Below are 16621 nucleotides of genomic sequence, written 5' to 3'. Positions count from 1 at the left end.
ATTCTGGCGTGCGCGGCCAAAAGTCGCATAAAATCGCCGGCCCTTCCAACACTAAAACGTATAAGAAGGTATAACCCAATGCCATCTAACACTCCCCCCCTGCTCCGGGTGGCGGGCGCGATTCACGCGCTCAATCGCCTCCTGGGGCAAGCCTGTGCCTGGCTCACGCTGTTCCTGGTGGCGGCCACTGCACTGGTGGTCGTTCTTCGCTACGGATTCGGTATCGGTGCGATCGCACTGCAGGAGCTGGTCATGTACGCCCATGCACTCGTTTTCATGGGTGCGGCTGCTTGGACGCTCCAGCGCGAGGGCCATGTGCGTGTCGACATCTTCTACCAGAAGTTCTCCGCGCGGCGCAAAGCGCTGGTCGATGGCCTGGGGCATCTGTTCTTCCTGTTGCCGGTCTGCCTGTTCCTCGCCTGGAACAGCTGGGATTACGTCGCCAGCTCCTGGGCGACCGGAGAGGTGTCAAACGAGGCCGACGGCCTTCAGTTCGTCTATCTGCAGAAGACCATCATCCTCGTGCTGGTCGTATCGCTGATTCTTCAGGCCATCGCCGACCTCATCACGTTCGGCTACAAGCTCGCCGGGCGCCTTCCGGAATCGGAGGTGAGTCATGGCTGAGTTCATGGCCATCCTGCTGTTCGTCAGCATCTGCGTCGCACTGATGTCGGGCTATCCGGTCGCCTTCACCCTGGGTGGCATGGCGCTGGTATTCGCCGGCATCGGTATCGTCACCGGCACTTTCGATCCGAGTTTCCTGCACGCGCTACCCAACCGTCTGTTCGGCATCATGAACAACCAGACGATGCTGGCCGTGCCGCTGTTCGTGTTCATGGGCGTGATGCTGGAAAAGTCCCGCGTCGCCGAAGACCTGCTCGAATCCATGTCCCGCCTGTTCGGCACGCTGCGCGGTGGCCTGGCGATCTCGGTTTGCGTGGTCGGCGCCCTGCTCGCCGCCAGTACCGGCATCGTCGGGGCCACCGTGGTCACCATGGGCTTGCTCGCCTTGCCGACCATGCTGCGTCGCGGCTATGACCCGGCGATCGCCACCGGAACGCTCGCCGCCACCGGCACGCTCGGGCAGATCATTCCGCCGTCGATCATCCTGGTCCTGCTGGGCGACGTGATGTCCAGTGCGTTCCAGCAGGCGCAGCTGAAGATGGGGATCTTCTCGCCGAAGACCGTTTCGGTCGGCGACCTGTTCATCGGCGCCCTGATCCCCGGCCTGGTGCTGGTTGGTCTCTACATCCTGTACCTGATCATCGTGGCGATTTTCCAGCCGAAGAAGCTGCCGGCACTGCCCCAGGAAGAGCTGGGCCCGATCGAATGGGGCAAGCTCATCGCTGCGCTGTTCCCGCCCCTGCTGCTGATCGCGGCGGTGCTCGGCTCGATCCTGACCGGCTACGCCACGCCGACCGAAGCGGCGGCCGTCGGTGCGCTGGGCGCGACCCTGCTCGCCCTGGCCAAGCGCCAGCTCAACTTCGCCCAACTGAAGCAGGTAGCCTTCGGCACGACCGAAATCACCTCGATGGTGTTCCTGATCCTGATCGGCGCCTCGCTGTTCTCGCTGGTGTTCCGTGGCTTTGGCGGGGAAATTCTGATCGAGGACATGCTCAGTGCCCTGCCTGGCGGTGCGCTCGGCGCGCTGATCGTGGTCATGCTGGTGATGTTCCTGCTGGGCTTCATCCTCGACTTCATCGAGATCGTGTTCGTCGTGGTGCCTATCGTCGGACCGATCCTGCTGGCGATGGGCCTGGACCCGGTATGGCTGGGCGTGATGTTCGCGCTGAACCTGCAGACCTCGTTCCTGACGCCGCCCTTCGGTTTCTCGCTCTTCTACCTGCGCGGGGTCACGCCGGCATCGGTACCGACCAGCACCATGTACAAGGGCGTCATTCCGTTCATCGCGATACAGCTATCGATCCTGATCATCGCCTATCTGTGGCCTGGCCTGATCACTTGGCTACCGAGCGTTGTCTACGGACCGTGATCCGATCACCAGCCGCTCTCCACGCCCGTCTCTGACGGGCGTTTTCTTATCGGCGAGCGCCTTTCGCTGCGGCATACAAGCAGGAGAACCACGATGACTTCCACTCCCTCCATCGAACGCGTAAGCCTGGGCGAGCTGACCTGCTGGCAAATCCGGCACCAGGGTGCCGAGCTACTGGTCGCCGAGCAGGGCGCGCAAGTCCTGCGCTACGTACCTGCTGGTCAACGACCTTTGATCTGGCTGAGCGAGCAGGCCGTCTTCGCGCGCGGCCGCTCCGTGCGTGGCGGTGTTCCCGTTTGCTGGCCCTGGTTCGGCGATCTTTCCCGCAATCCCGAAGCCGTGCGCGGTATGCAGACAGCAGCCGAAACGGCGCCTGCGCACGGTCATGTACGGGCACGCGACTGGACGCTGAGCGAAACGCAAAGCCAGGGCATGGCTGGCCTGGTGTTTGTCTACGACACGCGCACCGACCCGCTACCGGGCTGGCCGCATGACGCCGAACTGAAGCTGGAGATCCATCTCGACGATGCGCTGCATCTCCGGCTCACGACCCGCAATCGCAGGGCAACCGAACTGGCTTTCAGTCAGGCACTGCATACCTATTTCGCCGTCAGCGATGTCCGCAAGGTCGCTCTCGAAGGCATGGCGAATCGTGCCTACATCGAAACCCTGGATGACTGGAGTCGTCGGACCCAAACGGACGAGCCGGTGATCGACCGTGAGACGGACCGCATCTACCTCGGTTTGCCGACACAGCTGAGTGTGCTCGATCGGGACTGGAATCGGCGAATCGAACTGATCACCGAAGGGAGTCGCTCCGCCGTTCTCTGGAATCCATGGATAGACAAGGCCAAACGCCTGAGTGATTTCGCCGACGATGCGTGGCAACGAATGCTATGCATCGAGACGGCGAACGTGCTGGACGACTACGTCAGGCTGGCGAGCGATGCATCACATACGCTCGGTGTTTCCCTGGCGAGCAAACCGCTGACCTGACACAGAATGCCGCGTCGCACCGTGACGCGGCGCAAATACGCGCAGGCATAATCACCATCCCCCTGATAATGCCAACTGGAACGCTTCCACAAAGTTCCGTAAATACTCGAAGCAATCTCTGACAGCGTTATAGCGGTCACACTTCCTGCCTTGCTGCTAGCGCTGCGCAAGCCCTAGGATGCGCTCCCACGGAAGTTGCGCAATCTATTGCACAGCACAAAGTGCGCAATAAATTGCACAACTTCCAAAGAAAGAGCCGCCTTTGGCTACTTTCGAAAAAAGTTCATGGACGAACTTATCGAGTCAGGGATGACCTATTCAAACGCGCTTACCAGCCATTATCTGGCATTGGCGAAACAGCCCATTTCGCCCGGCAACTTCGCCGGCGAGGACTGTCGCTTCTCGCCGGAATACGAAGCGCTGGAAAGCGAACTCGGCAAGGCGGCGTCGCTGCACCACGCCGGCACCGTCGACTGGCAGCGAGTGGCCTCTGGGGCGGAAGCGATCATCGCTCAGCAGGCGAAGGATCTACGCGCGGCGGCCTGGCTGACCTGGGGCTTGTACCAACGGGAGTCGTTCGCCGGCCTGCATGCCGGCATCGCGCTGCTGGCCGAGCTCTGCGAACAGCGCTGGAGCGATCTCCACCCCCGTAAACCCCGAACGCGCGCCGCGGCGCTCGGCTGGCTCGTTCCGCGGCTGGACCAGGCCATCGGCGAGCAGGTCCCGGTCGCCGAGCAGCTTGCTCTGTTCACCAGCCTCGCCAATCTGTTGCGCCGCCTCGACCGCTGCCTGACCGAGCACCTTGCGGATGAGTCTCCGCTTCTGCTTCCGCTCTGCCGTCGCCTCGACGAGATGGTCAGCCGCGCCGGCAAGGGTCAGCCTGACGCCGGTGCCGTCGGCACCGCCATCGCGCAGGTCAAGCAGGTGGCGACGCAGGTACTGACCGGCAACGTCCCTATTGGGACTGAAAAGGACGCGCAAAAAGCGTTGCGCGCCCTACAGGAGCAGTCCAGGCCGCTGGCGACATGGTGGCTCAAGCAGAAGGCGACCGATCTGAAGGCGCTACGGTTGTGCCGGACACTGCTGTGGCTGGGAATCGACAGCCTGCCCGAGCGCAGCGCCGAGCACATAACGGCGCTTCGTGGACTTCCGGCGGACAAGCTGGCCAGCCTGAAGGAACGCTTCGCCCAGGGCGCCTATGCCGATCTGCTGGCAGAGCTGGAGACCAGCCTCGCCCGCGCACCGTTCTGGCTCGATGGGCAACGCCTGGCCTGGGAATGTCTGCAGGCCCTGGATGCGCCGCAGGCGATGCGCGAGGTGGAAATCCAGCTGGCGCTGTTCCTGCAACGCGTGCCGGGGCTCGAGGAGCTGCGCTTCCATGATGGGGCGCCCTTCGCCGATGCCCAAACGCGCGCCTGGATCGCCGGCCAGGTGCTGCCTCACCTCCAGCTCCCGGAAACCCGCCGTGATCCTTCGCCCGCAGCGACCGATCAGGTCCCCGCCTGGGATCGCGCGCTCGACGAGGCCTTGCCGCTGCTGCGCAAGGAGGGCCTGAAAGCCGCCGTGCAGCAGCTCAAGACCGGCCTGGCCGGCGCTCAGGGCGGTCGCGAGCGCTTCCACTGGCAGCTGGCCCTGGCGCGCCTGTGCATGCAGGCGAAGAAGTACGACCTCGCCAAGACCCAGCTCGAATCACTGGACCAGACGCTGACCGCCACCGGCCTCGGCGACTGGGAACCCGATCTCGCCCTCGAAGTGCTGCGCCTGTTGCATCACTGCTGCGAAGTGCTGCCGCAGAACCATGCGGTGCGCGAGAGCAAGGACGAGATCTACCGCAGGCTGTGCCACCTCGATCTCGAGGTGGTGCTCGATTAGGCCCCCGGGCCACCCATTCAAGGAGAACACCCATGGCCAAAGAAGGCTCGGTAGCCCCCAAGGAACGCATCAACGTCACCTTCAAACCCGCCACCGGCGGCGCCCAGGAAGAGATCGAACTGCCACTCAAGCTCATGGTGCTCGGCGATTTCACCCAGCGCGCCGACGATCGCAAGATCGAAGACCGCAAGCCGATCGCCATCGACAAGAACAGCTTCGATGAGGTCCTGGCCAAGCAGGAGCTGAGCCTGACTTTCGCCGTGCCGAATCGCCTGCAGGACGAAGCCACCGACGACGAGCTGCCGGTGCAGCTGAACATCGGCTCGATGAAGGATTTCAACCCCGCCAACCTGGTCGAGCAGGTCCCCGAGCTGAAAAAGCTGATGGAGCTGCGCGACGCGCTGGTCGCCCTCAAGGGGCCGCTGGGCAATGCCCCTGCCTTCCGCAAGGCGATCGAGAGCGTGCTGGCCGATGACGACTCGCGCGAGCGCGTGCTGGGCGAACTGGGCCTGGCCGCAAAACAACACCTGGACGCCTGATTATCTGGACAAGGAACGCCAACACATGAGCACTAGCGCAGCAGCCGTCGAGAGCGGCAACCACCTTGCCGACCTCGGCATTCTCGACCGCATCATCGCCGAAACCAAACTCACCCCCGACGACGAGGCCTACGACATCGCCAAGCGCGGCGTCTCGGCCTTCATCGAGGAACTGCTCAAGCCGCAGAACGAACACGAGCCGGTAAAGAAGGCGCTCGTCGACCGCATGATCGCGGAGATCGACGCCAAGCTCAGCCGGCAGATGGACGAGATTCTTCACCACCCGCAGTTCCAGGCGCTGGAATCGTCCTGGCGCGGGCTGAAGCTGCTGGTCGACCGCACCAACTTCCGCGAGAACATCAAGCTGGAGATCCTCAACGCCTCCAAGCAGGACCTGCTCGATGACTTCGAGGACAGCCCGGAGGTGGTTCAGTCCGGCCTCTACAAGCACATCTACACCGCCGAGTACGGCCAGTTCGGCGGCCAGCCGGTCGGCGCGCTGGTCGCCAACTACTTCTTCGATCCGAGCGCCCCGGACATCAAGACGATGCAGTACGTGGCATCGGTCGCCAGCATGTCCCATGCGCCCTTCATCGCCGCCGCCGGCCCGAAGTTCTTCGGCCTGGAAAGCTTCACCGGCCTGCCGGACCTGAAGGACCTGAAGGATCACTTCGAAGGCCCGCAGTTCGCCAAGTGGCAGAGCTTCCGCGAGCAGGAAGACGCCCGCTACGTCGGCCTGACCGTACCGCGCTTCCTGCTGCGCAACCCCTACGACCCGGAAGACAACCCGGTCAAATCCTTCGTCTACAAGGAAAACGTCGCCGGCAGCCACGAGCATTACCTGTGGGGCAACACCGCCTACACCTTCGCCAGCCGCCTGACCGACAGCTTCGCCAAGTTCCGCTGGTGCCCGAACATCATCGGCCCGCAGAGCGGTGGCGCAGTCGAAGACCTGCCGCTGCATCACTTCGAAAGCATGGGCGAGATCGAGACCAAGATCCCGACCGAGGTACTGGTCTCCGACCGTCGCGAGTACGAGCTGGCCGAGGAAGGCTTCATCGCCCTGACCATGCGCAAGGGCAGCGACAACGCCGCCTTCTTCTCCGCCAATTCGGCGCAGAAGCCGAAGTTCTTCGGTAACAGCGAGGAAGGCAAGAACGCCGAGCTGAACTACAAGCTCGGTACCCAGCTGCCCTACCTGTTCATCGTCAACCGCCTGGCGCACTACCTGAAGGTGCTGCAGCGCGAGCAGATCGGCGCCTGGAAAGAGCGCACCGACCTCGAGCTGGAACTGAACAAGTGGATCCGCCAGTTCGTCGCCGACCAGGAAAACCCCAGCGCCGAAGTGCGCAGCCGCCGGCCGCTGCGCGCCGCGCAGGTCATCGTCAGCGATGTGGACGGCGAGCCGGGCTGGTACCGCGTCAGCCTGAACGTGCGCCCGCACTTCAAGTACATGGGCGCCGACTTCACCCTGTCGCTGGTCGGCAAGCTGGACAAGGAATAAGCGCTTGAACGGATACGGCAGCCTTTTCGAACGCCTCGGCGGCGACGCCGACACGCGTGCCGGCTGGAGTCGCGAGATCGCGGCGATGGCCTCGGTGGCTGCCCATCTGACCAAGATGCTCAGCACCCGGGCGGGCAGCGTGCAGACGCTGCCCGACTACGGGTTGCCCGATTTGAACGACATGCGCCTCTCGCTGCACGACTCGCTGCAGCAGGCGCGTGCCGCCATCGAACGCTTCATCGAAGCGTACGAACCCCGCCTGCGCCAGGTCCGCGTGGTGCCGCTGCCGCACGACCATGACCCACTCACGCTCGCCTTCGCCATCGAGGGCCTGCTGGAGATCGAAGGTTGCAAGCGGCAGGTCAGTTTCTCCGCACGCCTGGATGGCAGCGGCAAAGTCAGCGTCGAGTAGGAAGCGCCATGTCCGGTAAACCTGCCGCCCGCCTGGGCGACCCCACCGCCTGCCCCGTCCCGGGCCACGGCAACAACCCGATCGCCACCGGCTCGCCGGACGTGCTCTTCGACGGCCTGCCCGCTGCGCGCATGGGCGACCCCTCCGCCTGCGGCGGCGACATGGCCGGCGCGGTGATTCCCACCGTGCTGATCAACGGAAAGCCGGCTGCGGTGGTGGGCAGTGTGGGTAGCCATGGCAATGCCGTGGTTGCAGGGTCAGGGACGGTGTTGATTGGGACAGCACACTCCGCCGCTTCATTCGTTTCGCCATCAACACTGTCCTTCCCGGGCGGCTTCGATGCTCAATACCAGCTCACCAATAGCCTTGGGGATCCACTGGCCGATACCCGCTATCTGATCGTTCGTCAGGACGGAAGCGAAGAGGCCGGGCTAACGGATGCGCAGGGGATGACCCATCGCCTGGCACCGCACGGCGCGGCCGAGCCGCTCGAAGTTTTCATCGAATTCTGAGGAGGCTCGAGATGGCCGACCAACACACCCGACAGAAAGACGGTGTCACCTACGTCAAAGCGGGTACGTCCACCTCGACAGAGGTGCAGCAAACCGAACCGGAAGTGCTGTCGTACTGCCGCTGTACTGGCCAGGAACTGACCACCCTTCCCGAGTACGCGAGCGTACCCAGTTATACGGGCGACCTCCCCTCGCCCCTACAGATCATGTGGTATGCCCCCGAGGGTAACGAAGTTCCTAGAACCGAATTCTCGGACTCCGAAATTCGCGGCTGGATCAGAGATGCCGCCAACTACCATCGCATTCCCCAGATCCTGCTTGCGGTGATATTGCAACAGGAGAACGGCCCGGGAGCCAGCAAGGCCCTGCAGTTCGGTGAGCGCTCGCTCACCACCTTTCTCGCCATCGTCGACGAGGTTGCATTCGACATCGTTCCGGACAGGATCGCCGGCAGCTCCAGCGGCTTCGTCAACATGAGCCGCACCACGCTGCGAAAAGCTGCAACCTATACCGAAAACTACTACTGCAAGCGGCCCATGCCGGAGGACGTCCAGTACCGCATCTTCGGTTACAACCAAGACACCCGCATTCCCGGCGACGACTGGAAGGCCGACCTCTACTACGCCGCCGCCCATCTGCGCGAACTGATTGATCGCGTGACCGGCACCCCCTGCCACCAGGGCAGCCTGACAGCGCAGCAACTGAAGGCGGTTATCGGTGCCTACAACGGCTCAGGCCCTCTGGCCGAAAAATACGCCAGCGATGCCATGGATCTTCTTGAACGCGCCAAAATGGGCTCCGCGAGTTTGTATTTCTATGAACGCTAAACGAGCTGCCTGTCTCGCCACAACGGTCGTCCTGCTGGGCGTATTGCTGTTGACCCGCGTGGTCGGCAACGGCCTGATGCTGGTTATTGACCGTGAGAACTTCGTACCCACGGAGGCCTCGATTTTCACTCTCGATCCTTACGTCATCAACGAAGGATCGAGTTCGTATTGGCTTTATGCCGAAGACAACGACAACTACTACCACTTCACCTATGAGCCGGGGCGGGAATACCTGTTGATGAGCAAGGACCAAACCTGCCCAGGTTTTCAGAGGGACGACGTCAGCACTTGGTGCACCCCCCAAGCCAAAAGCATATTGGGGAGCAAGTAATGGGCCGGCAAAAAAGTTACAGCGTGACTGACGTGCGCAGCTTTCTACATCACGAAAGGCCTGGCTCCTAGTACGTAGCCACTCCGATAGCGACCGAACGCAAAGGACTGATCGTGTCTTTCAATCACTACTACCAGAGCGAACTCACCGCCCTGCGCCAGCTCGGCAAGCGGTTTTCCGAGCGCAGCCCGGCGTTGGCGCCCTTTCTCGGGCAGGCGGGGCGCGACCCGGATGTCGAGCGACTGCTGGAAGGCTTCGCCTTTCTCACCGGCCGGCTACGGCAGAAGCTCGACGACGAGCTGCCGGAGCTGACCCATTCGCTGATGCACCTGCTGTGGCCCAACTACATGCGTCCGCTGCCGGCCTTCAGCATGCTGCAGTTCGATCCGCTCAAGCGCAGCGGCAACCCGCTGACCGTGCCGCGGCATACGCCGGTCGAGGCCAAGCCCGTGCGCGGGGTGACCTGCCGCTTTCGCACGGCTTATGCCACCGAGGTGCTGCCGCTGGAGCTGACCGAGCTGAACTACTCGGTCAAGGGCGACGGCGCCCTGCTCAGCCTGCGCCTGGGCATGACCGCCGATGGTCACCTGGGCGAGGTCGGCGTCCGCCGGCTGCGGCTGCACCTGGCCGGCGAGCGCTACGTCAGCCAGATGCTCTACCTCAGCCTGCTGCGTCATCTCGACGGCATACAGCTGATCGCGCTGGACACCCACGGCAAGCCCTTCACCGATGCCCAGGGCCTGCCGCTGCCGCCCCTGGCACTGGATGCCGGCAAGCTCGAACCGGTGGGCTTCGCCGAGGACGAGGCACTGATTCCCTACCCGCTCAACACCTTCCGCGGCTACCGGCACCTGCAGGAATACTTCGCCTTCCAGGAGAAGTTTCTCTTCGTCGATCTTGGCGGCCTCGACGCGCTGCAGCGCATCCCGAAGGAACGCCTGGAACAGGCGCGCGGCTTCGAGCTGCGCTTCGACATCCGCAAGGCCGGGGCCCAGCGTATTCGGCCGACGCGCGACAATGTCCGGCTCTATTGCACGCCGGTGGTCAACCTGTTCGATCACGATGCTACCCCGGTGCGCCTCGACGGCAAGCAGGACCAGTACCTGGTGCGCCCCGCCGAACTGGACAGCAGCCATTGCGGCATCTACTCGATCAACCGGGTCACCGGCTGGAAGCCCGGAGGCAAAGGGTATGAAGAGTACGTGCCGTTCGAATCCTTCGAGCATGACCCGAGCTTCGACGTACCGCTGGCGCGCCCGCACTACAGCGTCCGGCAGCAGCCGTCACTGCTCGGCGATGGCCTGGAAACCTACCTGTCGTTCGGCCTGCGCGACCTGGACGGCCACGAGACGCTGTCCATCGAGCTGACCTGCACCAACCAGAACCTGCCGCGGGAATTGCGCCTGGGCGACATCTGCCTGCCCAGCGAAGACACGCCCGAGTTCCTCACCTTCCGCAACATCAGCCCGGTCACGCCCAGCTACGCGCCGCCGCTGCACCGCGACTTCCTGTGGAAGCTGATCAGCAACATGTCGTTGAACTACCTGTCGCTGGCCAACGTCGAGGCGCTCAAGGTCATCCTCGAGACCTATGACCTGCCGCGCTATTACGACCAGCATGCCGAAAAGGTCAGCAAGCGGCTGCTCGGCGGCCTGAAGGCGATCGCCCACCAGCACGTCGACCGCCTGCACCGCGGCCTGCCGGTGCGCGGCGTGCGCACCGAACTGACCATGGACCCGGACGGTTACCTGGGCGAAGGGGACCTGTTCCTGTTCGCCTCGGTGCTCAACGAATTTTTCGCGCTCTACGCCAGCTTGAACTCGTACCACGAGCTGCGCGTGAGCAGTACACAAGGAGAGGTGTACCAATGGACGCCACGCATGGGGCAACAGCCCCTTCTCTGAACGCAGCAGCCCCTGCTCTGAACGCCCGGCCGGGCAGCGCCGGGGTCGGGCAGGACCTGTCCCCGCTCAGCCACGGCATCCGCGAGTACAGCCTGTTCCAGGGCGTGCTGCTGGCGTTGGACCGCCTGCGCGCGCTGCATCCGGGCCTCGACGAGCAGGCGCTCTACGAGCGCCTGGATTTCCAGGCAAACCCGAGCCTCGGCTTTCCCGGCAGCGACATCGATATCGTCGAATTCTTCGAGGATGGCAGCGGGTGGCGCGCCCGGCTGCGGCTGAACCTGGTGAGCCTGTTCGGTGCCGGCTCGCCGCTGCCTGCCTTCTACGCCGACCAGGCGCTCGGCGACAGCGCCGAAGGCAACCCCACGCGCGAGTTCCTCGACCTGTTCAACGACCGCCTGCAACGCCTGTTGCTGCCGGTTTGGCAGAAGTATCGCTACTACGCCCGGTTCACCACCGGCGCGCGCGATCCGCTGTCCGAACAGCTGTTCGCCCTCATCGGATTGGGCGGCGAACAAATCCGTGCAGCCAGCGAGCTGAACTGGAAGCGCCTGCTGCCTTACCTCGGTCTGCTCAGCCTGCGCGCGCACTCCGCGGCGCTGATCGAATCGGTGCTGCGCTACTACTTCAAGCATGCCGACCTGCGCATCGAGCAATGCCTGGAGCGCCAGGTCGACATTCTCGGCGAGCAGCAGAACCGCCTCGGCCGCGCCAACAGCCAACTCGGTGAAACCCTCGTCCTCGGCGAGCGCGTGCGCGACCGCGGCGGCAAGTTCCGCATCCACATCCGCCAGCTCAGCTGGGACCGCTTCCACGAATTCCTGCCGGTCGGCACGGGTTACCAGCCGCTCTGCGCGCTGGTGCGTTTCACCCTGCGCGACCCGCTGGACTACGACATCCGCCTGGCGCTGCGCCAGGACGACATCCGCGAGCTGCGCATCGGGGAAGGAAACCCCTGCCGCCTCGGCTGGACCAGCTGGCTCGGCACCGAACGGGCCGACGGCATGGTCACCCTCGGCAGCAAGATTCACTAAGGAACCGACATGATCAACCTAGACCTGCAACAACTCGTCCAGGCGCTCGATGCGCCGACCAAGCGCGACCTGGAAGGCGCGGCCGAACGCTGCGTCGTGCGTGGCGGCAGCAAGATTCTCGTCGAGGACTTGCTGCTCGGCTTGCTCGAGCGCACCGATGGCCTGCTGCTGCGCGCCCTGCAAGACGCCGAAGTCAACGCCGGCGAACTGGCCCAGGCATTACAGGCACGCGGCGAGCACAGCGAATCGCGCAACCCGGTGTTTTCCGCCGAACTGGTGCAATGGCTGCAGGATGCCCTGCTGGTCGGCAACCTCGAACTCGGCCAGAGCCGGATCGACCAGGCCGCCCTGCTGCTGGCCCTGCTGCGCAATCCGATGCGCTATGCCGGCAGCCGCTACCAGCCGCTGCTGGCGCGCCTGAATGCCGAACGCCTGCGCGATTTCGCGCTGGCCCAGCAGCCGCAAACTGTGCCCGGGACGCCGGCTACCACGGGCGAATCGAACCTGGCTCGCTTCACCCACAACTTCACCCAGCAGGCGCGCGACGGCAAGCTCGACCCGGTGCTGTGCCGCGACGGTGCGATCCGCCAGCTGATCGACATCCTGGCCCGCCGCCGCAAGAGCAATCCGATCGTGGTCGGCGAGGCGGGCGTCGGCAAGACCGCCATCGTCGAAGGCCTGGCCCTGCGCATCGCCAACGGCGAAGTGCCGGACACCCTGAAGAACGTCGAGCTGCTCTGCCTCGACCTCGGCCTGCTACAGGCCGGTGCCAGCGTGAAGGGCGAATTCGAACGGCGCCTGCAAGGCGTGATCGACGAGGTCAAGGGCGCGGCCAAGCCGACCATCCTGTTCATCGACGAAGCCCACACGCTGATCGGCGCGGGCGGCCAGGCCGGCAGCGGCGATGCGGCCAACCTGCTCAAGCCGGCACTGGCACGCGGCGAGCTGCGCACCATCGCGGCGACCACCTGGAGCGAATACAAGAAGTACTTCGAGAAGGACCCGGCGCTGGCGCGGCGCTTCCAGCCGGTCCAGCTGCACGAACCCAGCGTGGACGAAGCCGTGACCATCCTGCGCGGCCTGGCCCCGGTCTACGAAAAGAGCCACGGCATCTACCTGCGCGACGATGCAGTCGTTGCCGCAGCCGAACTCTCGGCGCGCTACCTCGCCGGACGCCAGTTGCCGGACAAGGCGGTCGACGTACTCGACACCGCCTGCGCCCGCGTGCGCATCAGCCTGGCCGCTGCGCCGGAGGCCTTGGAGCGGCTGCGCGGCGAGATCGCCGAAGGCGAACGCCAGCGCGAAGCGGTGCGCCGCGACCGAGACGCCGGGCTGAAGATCGACGACGACGCACTGGTCCAACTCGAAGCCCGCCTCGCCGAGGCCAGCGCGGAGCGCGATCAGCTGGAGATCCGCTGGAGCACCCAGCGCGAGCGGGCCGAACGCCTGCTCGACCTGCGCAAGCGCTGCGCCGCGGCACGAGAGCTGCCGACCGCGCTGACCGAACCTGAGACCAGCGCCGCGCAACCAGACCTGGCGCAGCTGGAAGCCGAGCTACACGATCTGCAAGACGAACTGACAAGCGCCCATACGGCCGAGCGGCTGGTGAGCTTCGAGGTCTGCCCGCGCCTGGTCGCCGAGGTGATCAGCCACTGGACCGGTGTGCCGCTGTCGCAGCTGGCGCGCGAGCACAACAGCAAGGTGTTGAGCTTTGCCGATGATCTGCGCCAACGTTTGCGCGGCCAGGAACAGGCCGTTGCCGCGCTGGATCGGGCCATGCGTGCCACCGCGGCGGGCCTGAACCGTCCCGACGCGCCGGTGGGCGTGTTCCTACTGGTCGGCCCCAGCGGCGTCGGCAAGACCGAAACCGCCCTCGCCCTGGCCGACCTGCTCTACGGCGGCGAGCGCTTCCTCACCACCATCAACATGTCCGAGTTTCAGGAAAAGCACAGCGTGTCGCGCCTGATCGGGGCGCCGCCCGGCTACGTCGGCTATGGCGAAGGCGGCATGTTGACCGAGGCCGTGCGGCAGAAGCCCTACTCGGTCGTACTGCTCGACGAGGTCGAGAAGGCCGACCCGGACGTGATGAACGTCTTCTACCAAATCTTCGACAAGGGCGTGGCCAATGACGGCGAGGGCCGCGAGATCAACTTCCGCAACACCCTGATCCTGATGACCAGCAACCTCGCCAGCGACGAGATCGCACGCCTTTGCGCCGGCGGGCAACGCCCCGCAGCCGAAGACCTGGAAACGGCCATTCGCCCAACCCTGAGCCGCCATTTCAAACCGGCGCTGCTCGGGCGCATGAAAGTGGTGCCCTACTACCCGGTGATCGGCGAGGTGCTCGCCGAGCTGGTAGGTGTCAAGCTCGCGCGCTTCGGCGAGCGGTTGGCCCGCCGCAATCTTTGCTTCAGCCACTGCGATGCACTGGTCGCGCACCTCGCCGAGCGCTGCACCCACAGCGAGAGCGGCGCACGCCTGATCGACCATCTGATCGACCAGACGTTGCAGCCTCAGGTCGTCGACCGCCTGCTGGACGCCATGGCCCACGGCCAAGCCCTGCAACGGGTGCACGCCACGCTCGACGGTGACGGAGCGGTCGTCTGTGAGTTCGCTTAAGACCCCGCCGGTATTTGCCGAAACGGGCTCGCCGTACGAGACGGGCACCCTTCTGGCCCGTCTTGCCCAACTGGCCGGGACGACCGATCCAGCTGCCTGGCTCGGCGGCCTGGTCGAGGTGGCCGCGCAGTTGGCCGCGAGCCCGCTGGCGCAGCTTTACCTGCTCGACGCCACCCACACGCGGCTGATGCTTTCGGCCGAGTGGTTCGACGGGCGCCGCCAGCACGAGGCAACCAGCCTGCCGAGCGACTACGACGGCGAACAGTTGTTGCAGTACTGCCTGAGCCAGAACCGACTGCTGAGCATCGCCCCGCTCGACGCGAGCCTCCATCCCACCAGCTTTCTGCCCGAAGCGGCACGGCCCTGGCGTAGCCTGCTGTGCCTGCCGTTGCCGGATGCCGAGGGCCATGCGGTCGGGCTGCTGGTGACCGCAAGCCCATCCGGGTGCGACCTGGCGCAGGCTGCCGAGCCGCTGGCCAGCCTCGGCCGGTTCGCGCTCGGCCAGGCGCAGCTACTCAGCCGCCTGCGCGGCGCGGTGCAACCAGCCCGTCCCGACGAGGCCGCCGTCGCCCGCCCCTGCGCCAGCGGCTACGGCCTGATCGGTGACAGTCCCCGCATGCGGGCCGTGTACAGCCTGATCGGCAAGGTGCTGCACAACCCGGTCAGCGTGCTGCTGACCGGCGAGACGGGTACCGGCAAGGAACTGGTCGCCCGCGCCATTCATGATTGCGGTTCGCGACGCAGCCAGGCGTTCGTCGTCCAGAACTGTGCGGCCCTGCCAGAGCATCTGCTGGAAAGCGAGCTGTTCGGCTACCGCAAGGGCGCCTTCACCGGCGCCGATCGCGACCACGAAGGCCTGTTCGACGCGGCCAACGGCGGCACGCTGTTCCTCGACGAGATCGGCGACATGCCGCCGACCCTGCAAGCCAAGCTTCTGCGCGTCTTGCAGGAGGGCGAAGTCAGGCCGCTGGGCAGCACCCGTACGCACAAGGTCGACGTGCGCATCGTCGCCGCCACCCATCAGGACCTGCGCAAACGTGTCGAGGACGGTCGTTTTCGCGAAGACCTCTACTACCGCCTTTCGCTCTTCCCCATCGAGCTGCCGCCCCTGCGCGAGCGCGACCAGGACATCCTGCGCCTGGCCCGGCATTTCGCCGACAACGCCTGCGGCTTCCTGCAACGCGACGCCGTGCGCTGGTCGGACGCGGCGCTGGAACAACTGGCGGGCTATGGCTTCCCGGGAAACGTGCGGGAACTCAAGGGATTGGTCGAACGCGCCGTACTGCTCTGCGACGGCGGCGAGCTGCTACCGGAGCACTTCAGCCTGCGCCCTGTGGACGACGCACTGGACAGCACCCTGAACCTGCGCGAGCGGCTCGAACGCGTCGAGCGCAACCTGCTGGTCGACTGCCTGCGCAAGAACGGCGGCAACCAGAGCCAGGCCGCCCGCGAACTGGGCCTGCCGCGCCGCACCCTGCTCTATCGCATGGAGCGATTGGGGGTCAGCACCGGTGACCTCTAGCACGAGCGATACGCCGGTGCTCTTGCTTCCCGTTGATTTGATCGACGCCGCGGAACTGCCGGCCAGTAAGCGATAGCCTTGCGCCAAGCCTTACGGCCCCATGGAAGATTTCTCGAACAAGGACTGCCAATGTTCAACCCGGCCAACCACCCCCATTTCAGCTTGCAGCTCCCCGGCATCGAGCACGACCTGCAAGTGCTCGAGTTTCGCGGTCGCGAGGCGCTTTCGGCGCCCTTCGCCTTCGACGTCGAGCTGGTCAGCGAACGCCCTGACCTCGAGCTGGAAGCGCTGCTGCATCAGCCGGCCTTTCTCGCCTTCGCCCCGCATGGCGGCGGCATTCACGGGCGGGTGTACCGCGTCGCCCAGGGCGATTCCGGCAAGCGCCTGACCCGCTATCGCCTGAGGCTGGTGCCGCAACTGGCCTACCTCTCTCACCGCACCAACCAGCGCATCTTCCAGCACCTGACCGTGCCGCAAATCGTCGCCCAGGTGCTGGAGGAGCACGGCATCCTCGCCGGCGTCGGCCATCGCTTCGATCTTGGCCCGGTGGTTTATCCCG

At 65.0% G+C, this 16621-nt stretch carries 15 protein-coding genes; all 15 read left to right on the top strand.

Annotated features, from left to right (window positions below):
• Window positions 1–78: 78 nt before the first annotated feature.
• Complete coding sequence (locus D7325_RS18445) at window positions 79–624, top strand: TRAP transporter small permease subunit (protein ID WP_120997919.1); 546 nt, start codon at window positions 79–81, stop codon at window positions 622–624.
• Window positions 617–1993 (top strand): TRAP transporter large permease, encoded by a 1377-nt coding sequence (locus D7325_RS18440; RefSeq protein WP_120997918.1) that lies wholly within the window; start codon window positions 617–619, stop codon window positions 1991–1993. The genes D7325_RS18445 and D7325_RS18440 overlap by 8 nt, the downstream gene beginning before the upstream one ends.
• 93 nt (window positions 1994–2086) lie before the next feature.
• A complete protein-coding gene (locus tag D7325_RS18435) occupies window positions 2087–2989 on the top strand; it encodes a D-hexose-6-phosphate mutarotase (RefSeq protein ID WP_120997917.1) in 903 nt (300 codons plus the stop codon).
• Window positions 2990–3298: 309 nt separating this feature from the next.
• A complete protein-coding gene (gene tssA / locus D7325_RS18430; protein WP_120997916.1) occupies window positions 3299–4861 on the top strand; it encodes a type VI secretion system protein TssA in 1563 nt (520 codons plus the stop codon).
• A gap of 32 nt (window positions 4862–4893) precedes the next feature.
• On the top strand, window positions 4894–5400 hold the full coding sequence (gene tssB / locus D7325_RS18425) for a type VI secretion system contractile sheath small subunit (RefSeq protein ID WP_120997915.1): 507 nt from the start codon (window positions 4894–4896) through the stop codon (window positions 5398–5400).
• 25 nt (window positions 5401–5425) lie between these two features.
• The gene (tssC, locus tag D7325_RS18420; protein ID WP_120997914.1) at window positions 5426–6904 is read left to right on the top strand and encodes a type VI secretion system contractile sheath large subunit; all 1479 of its coding nucleotides are present in this window, start codon (window positions 5426–5428) and stop codon (window positions 6902–6904) included.
• 4 nt (window positions 6905–6908) lie between these two features.
• The gene (gene tssE, locus D7325_RS18415; protein ID WP_120997913.1) at window positions 6909–7316 is read left to right on the top strand and encodes a type VI secretion system baseplate subunit TssE; all 408 of its coding nucleotides are present in this window, start codon (window positions 6909–6911) and stop codon (window positions 7314–7316) included.
• An 8-nt stretch (window positions 7317–7324) separates the two neighbouring features.
• A complete protein-coding gene (locus tag D7325_RS18410) occupies window positions 7325–7828 on the top strand; it encodes a PAAR domain-containing protein (RefSeq protein WP_120997912.1) in 504 nt (167 codons plus the stop codon).
• Window positions 7829–7839: 11 nt separating this feature from the next.
• Window positions 7840–8655: a hypothetical protein gene (locus D7325_RS18405; RefSeq protein ID WP_245962114.1), complete on the top strand. Its 816-nt coding sequence runs from the start codon at window positions 7840–7842 to the stop codon at window positions 8653–8655.
• Window positions 8645–8986 (top strand): hypothetical protein, encoded by a 342-nt coding sequence (locus tag D7325_RS18400; RefSeq protein ID WP_120997911.1) that lies wholly within the window; start codon window positions 8645–8647, stop codon window positions 8984–8986. The genes D7325_RS18405 and D7325_RS18400 overlap by 11 nt, the downstream gene beginning before the upstream one ends.
• A 113-nt stretch (window positions 8987–9099) precedes the next feature.
• On the top strand, window positions 9100–10890 hold the full coding sequence (gene tssF / locus D7325_RS18395) for a type VI secretion system baseplate subunit TssF (RefSeq protein ID WP_120997910.1): 1791 nt from the start codon (window positions 9100–9102) through the stop codon (window positions 10888–10890).
• Window positions 10854–11921 carry a type VI secretion system baseplate subunit TssG gene (tssG, locus tag D7325_RS18390; protein WP_120997909.1) on the top strand — a complete coding sequence of 356 codons (1068 nt, stop codon included), beginning with the start codon at window positions 10854–10856 and terminating at the stop codon, window positions 11919–11921. The genes tssF and tssG overlap by 37 nt, the downstream gene beginning before the upstream one ends.
• A gap of 9 nt (window positions 11922–11930) precedes the next feature.
• Window positions 11931–14540: a type VI secretion system ATPase TssH gene (gene tssH, locus D7325_RS18385; RefSeq protein WP_120997908.1), complete on the top strand. Its 2610-nt coding sequence runs from the start codon at window positions 11931–11933 to the stop codon at window positions 14538–14540.
• A 52-nt stretch (window positions 14541–14592) separates the two neighbouring features.
• Entirely contained in the window at window positions 14593–16062 is a 1470-nt protein-coding gene (locus D7325_RS18380; RefSeq protein ID WP_425452332.1) for a sigma-54 interaction domain-containing protein, read from the top strand.
• 129 nt (window positions 16063–16191) lie between these two features.
• On the top strand, window positions 16192–16621 hold a 430-nt coding region (locus D7325_RS18375; protein WP_281273545.1), incomplete at its 3' end, for a contractile injection system protein, VgrG/Pvc8 family.

The sequence above is a fragment of the Stutzerimonas urumqiensis genome, assembly GCF_003640395.1.
In the GTDB taxonomy this organism is placed as follows: domain Bacteria; phylum Pseudomonadota; class Gammaproteobacteria; order Pseudomonadales; family Pseudomonadaceae; genus Stutzerimonas; species Stutzerimonas urumqiensis.
This window is presented reverse-complemented; position numbering and strand designations above follow the sequence as displayed.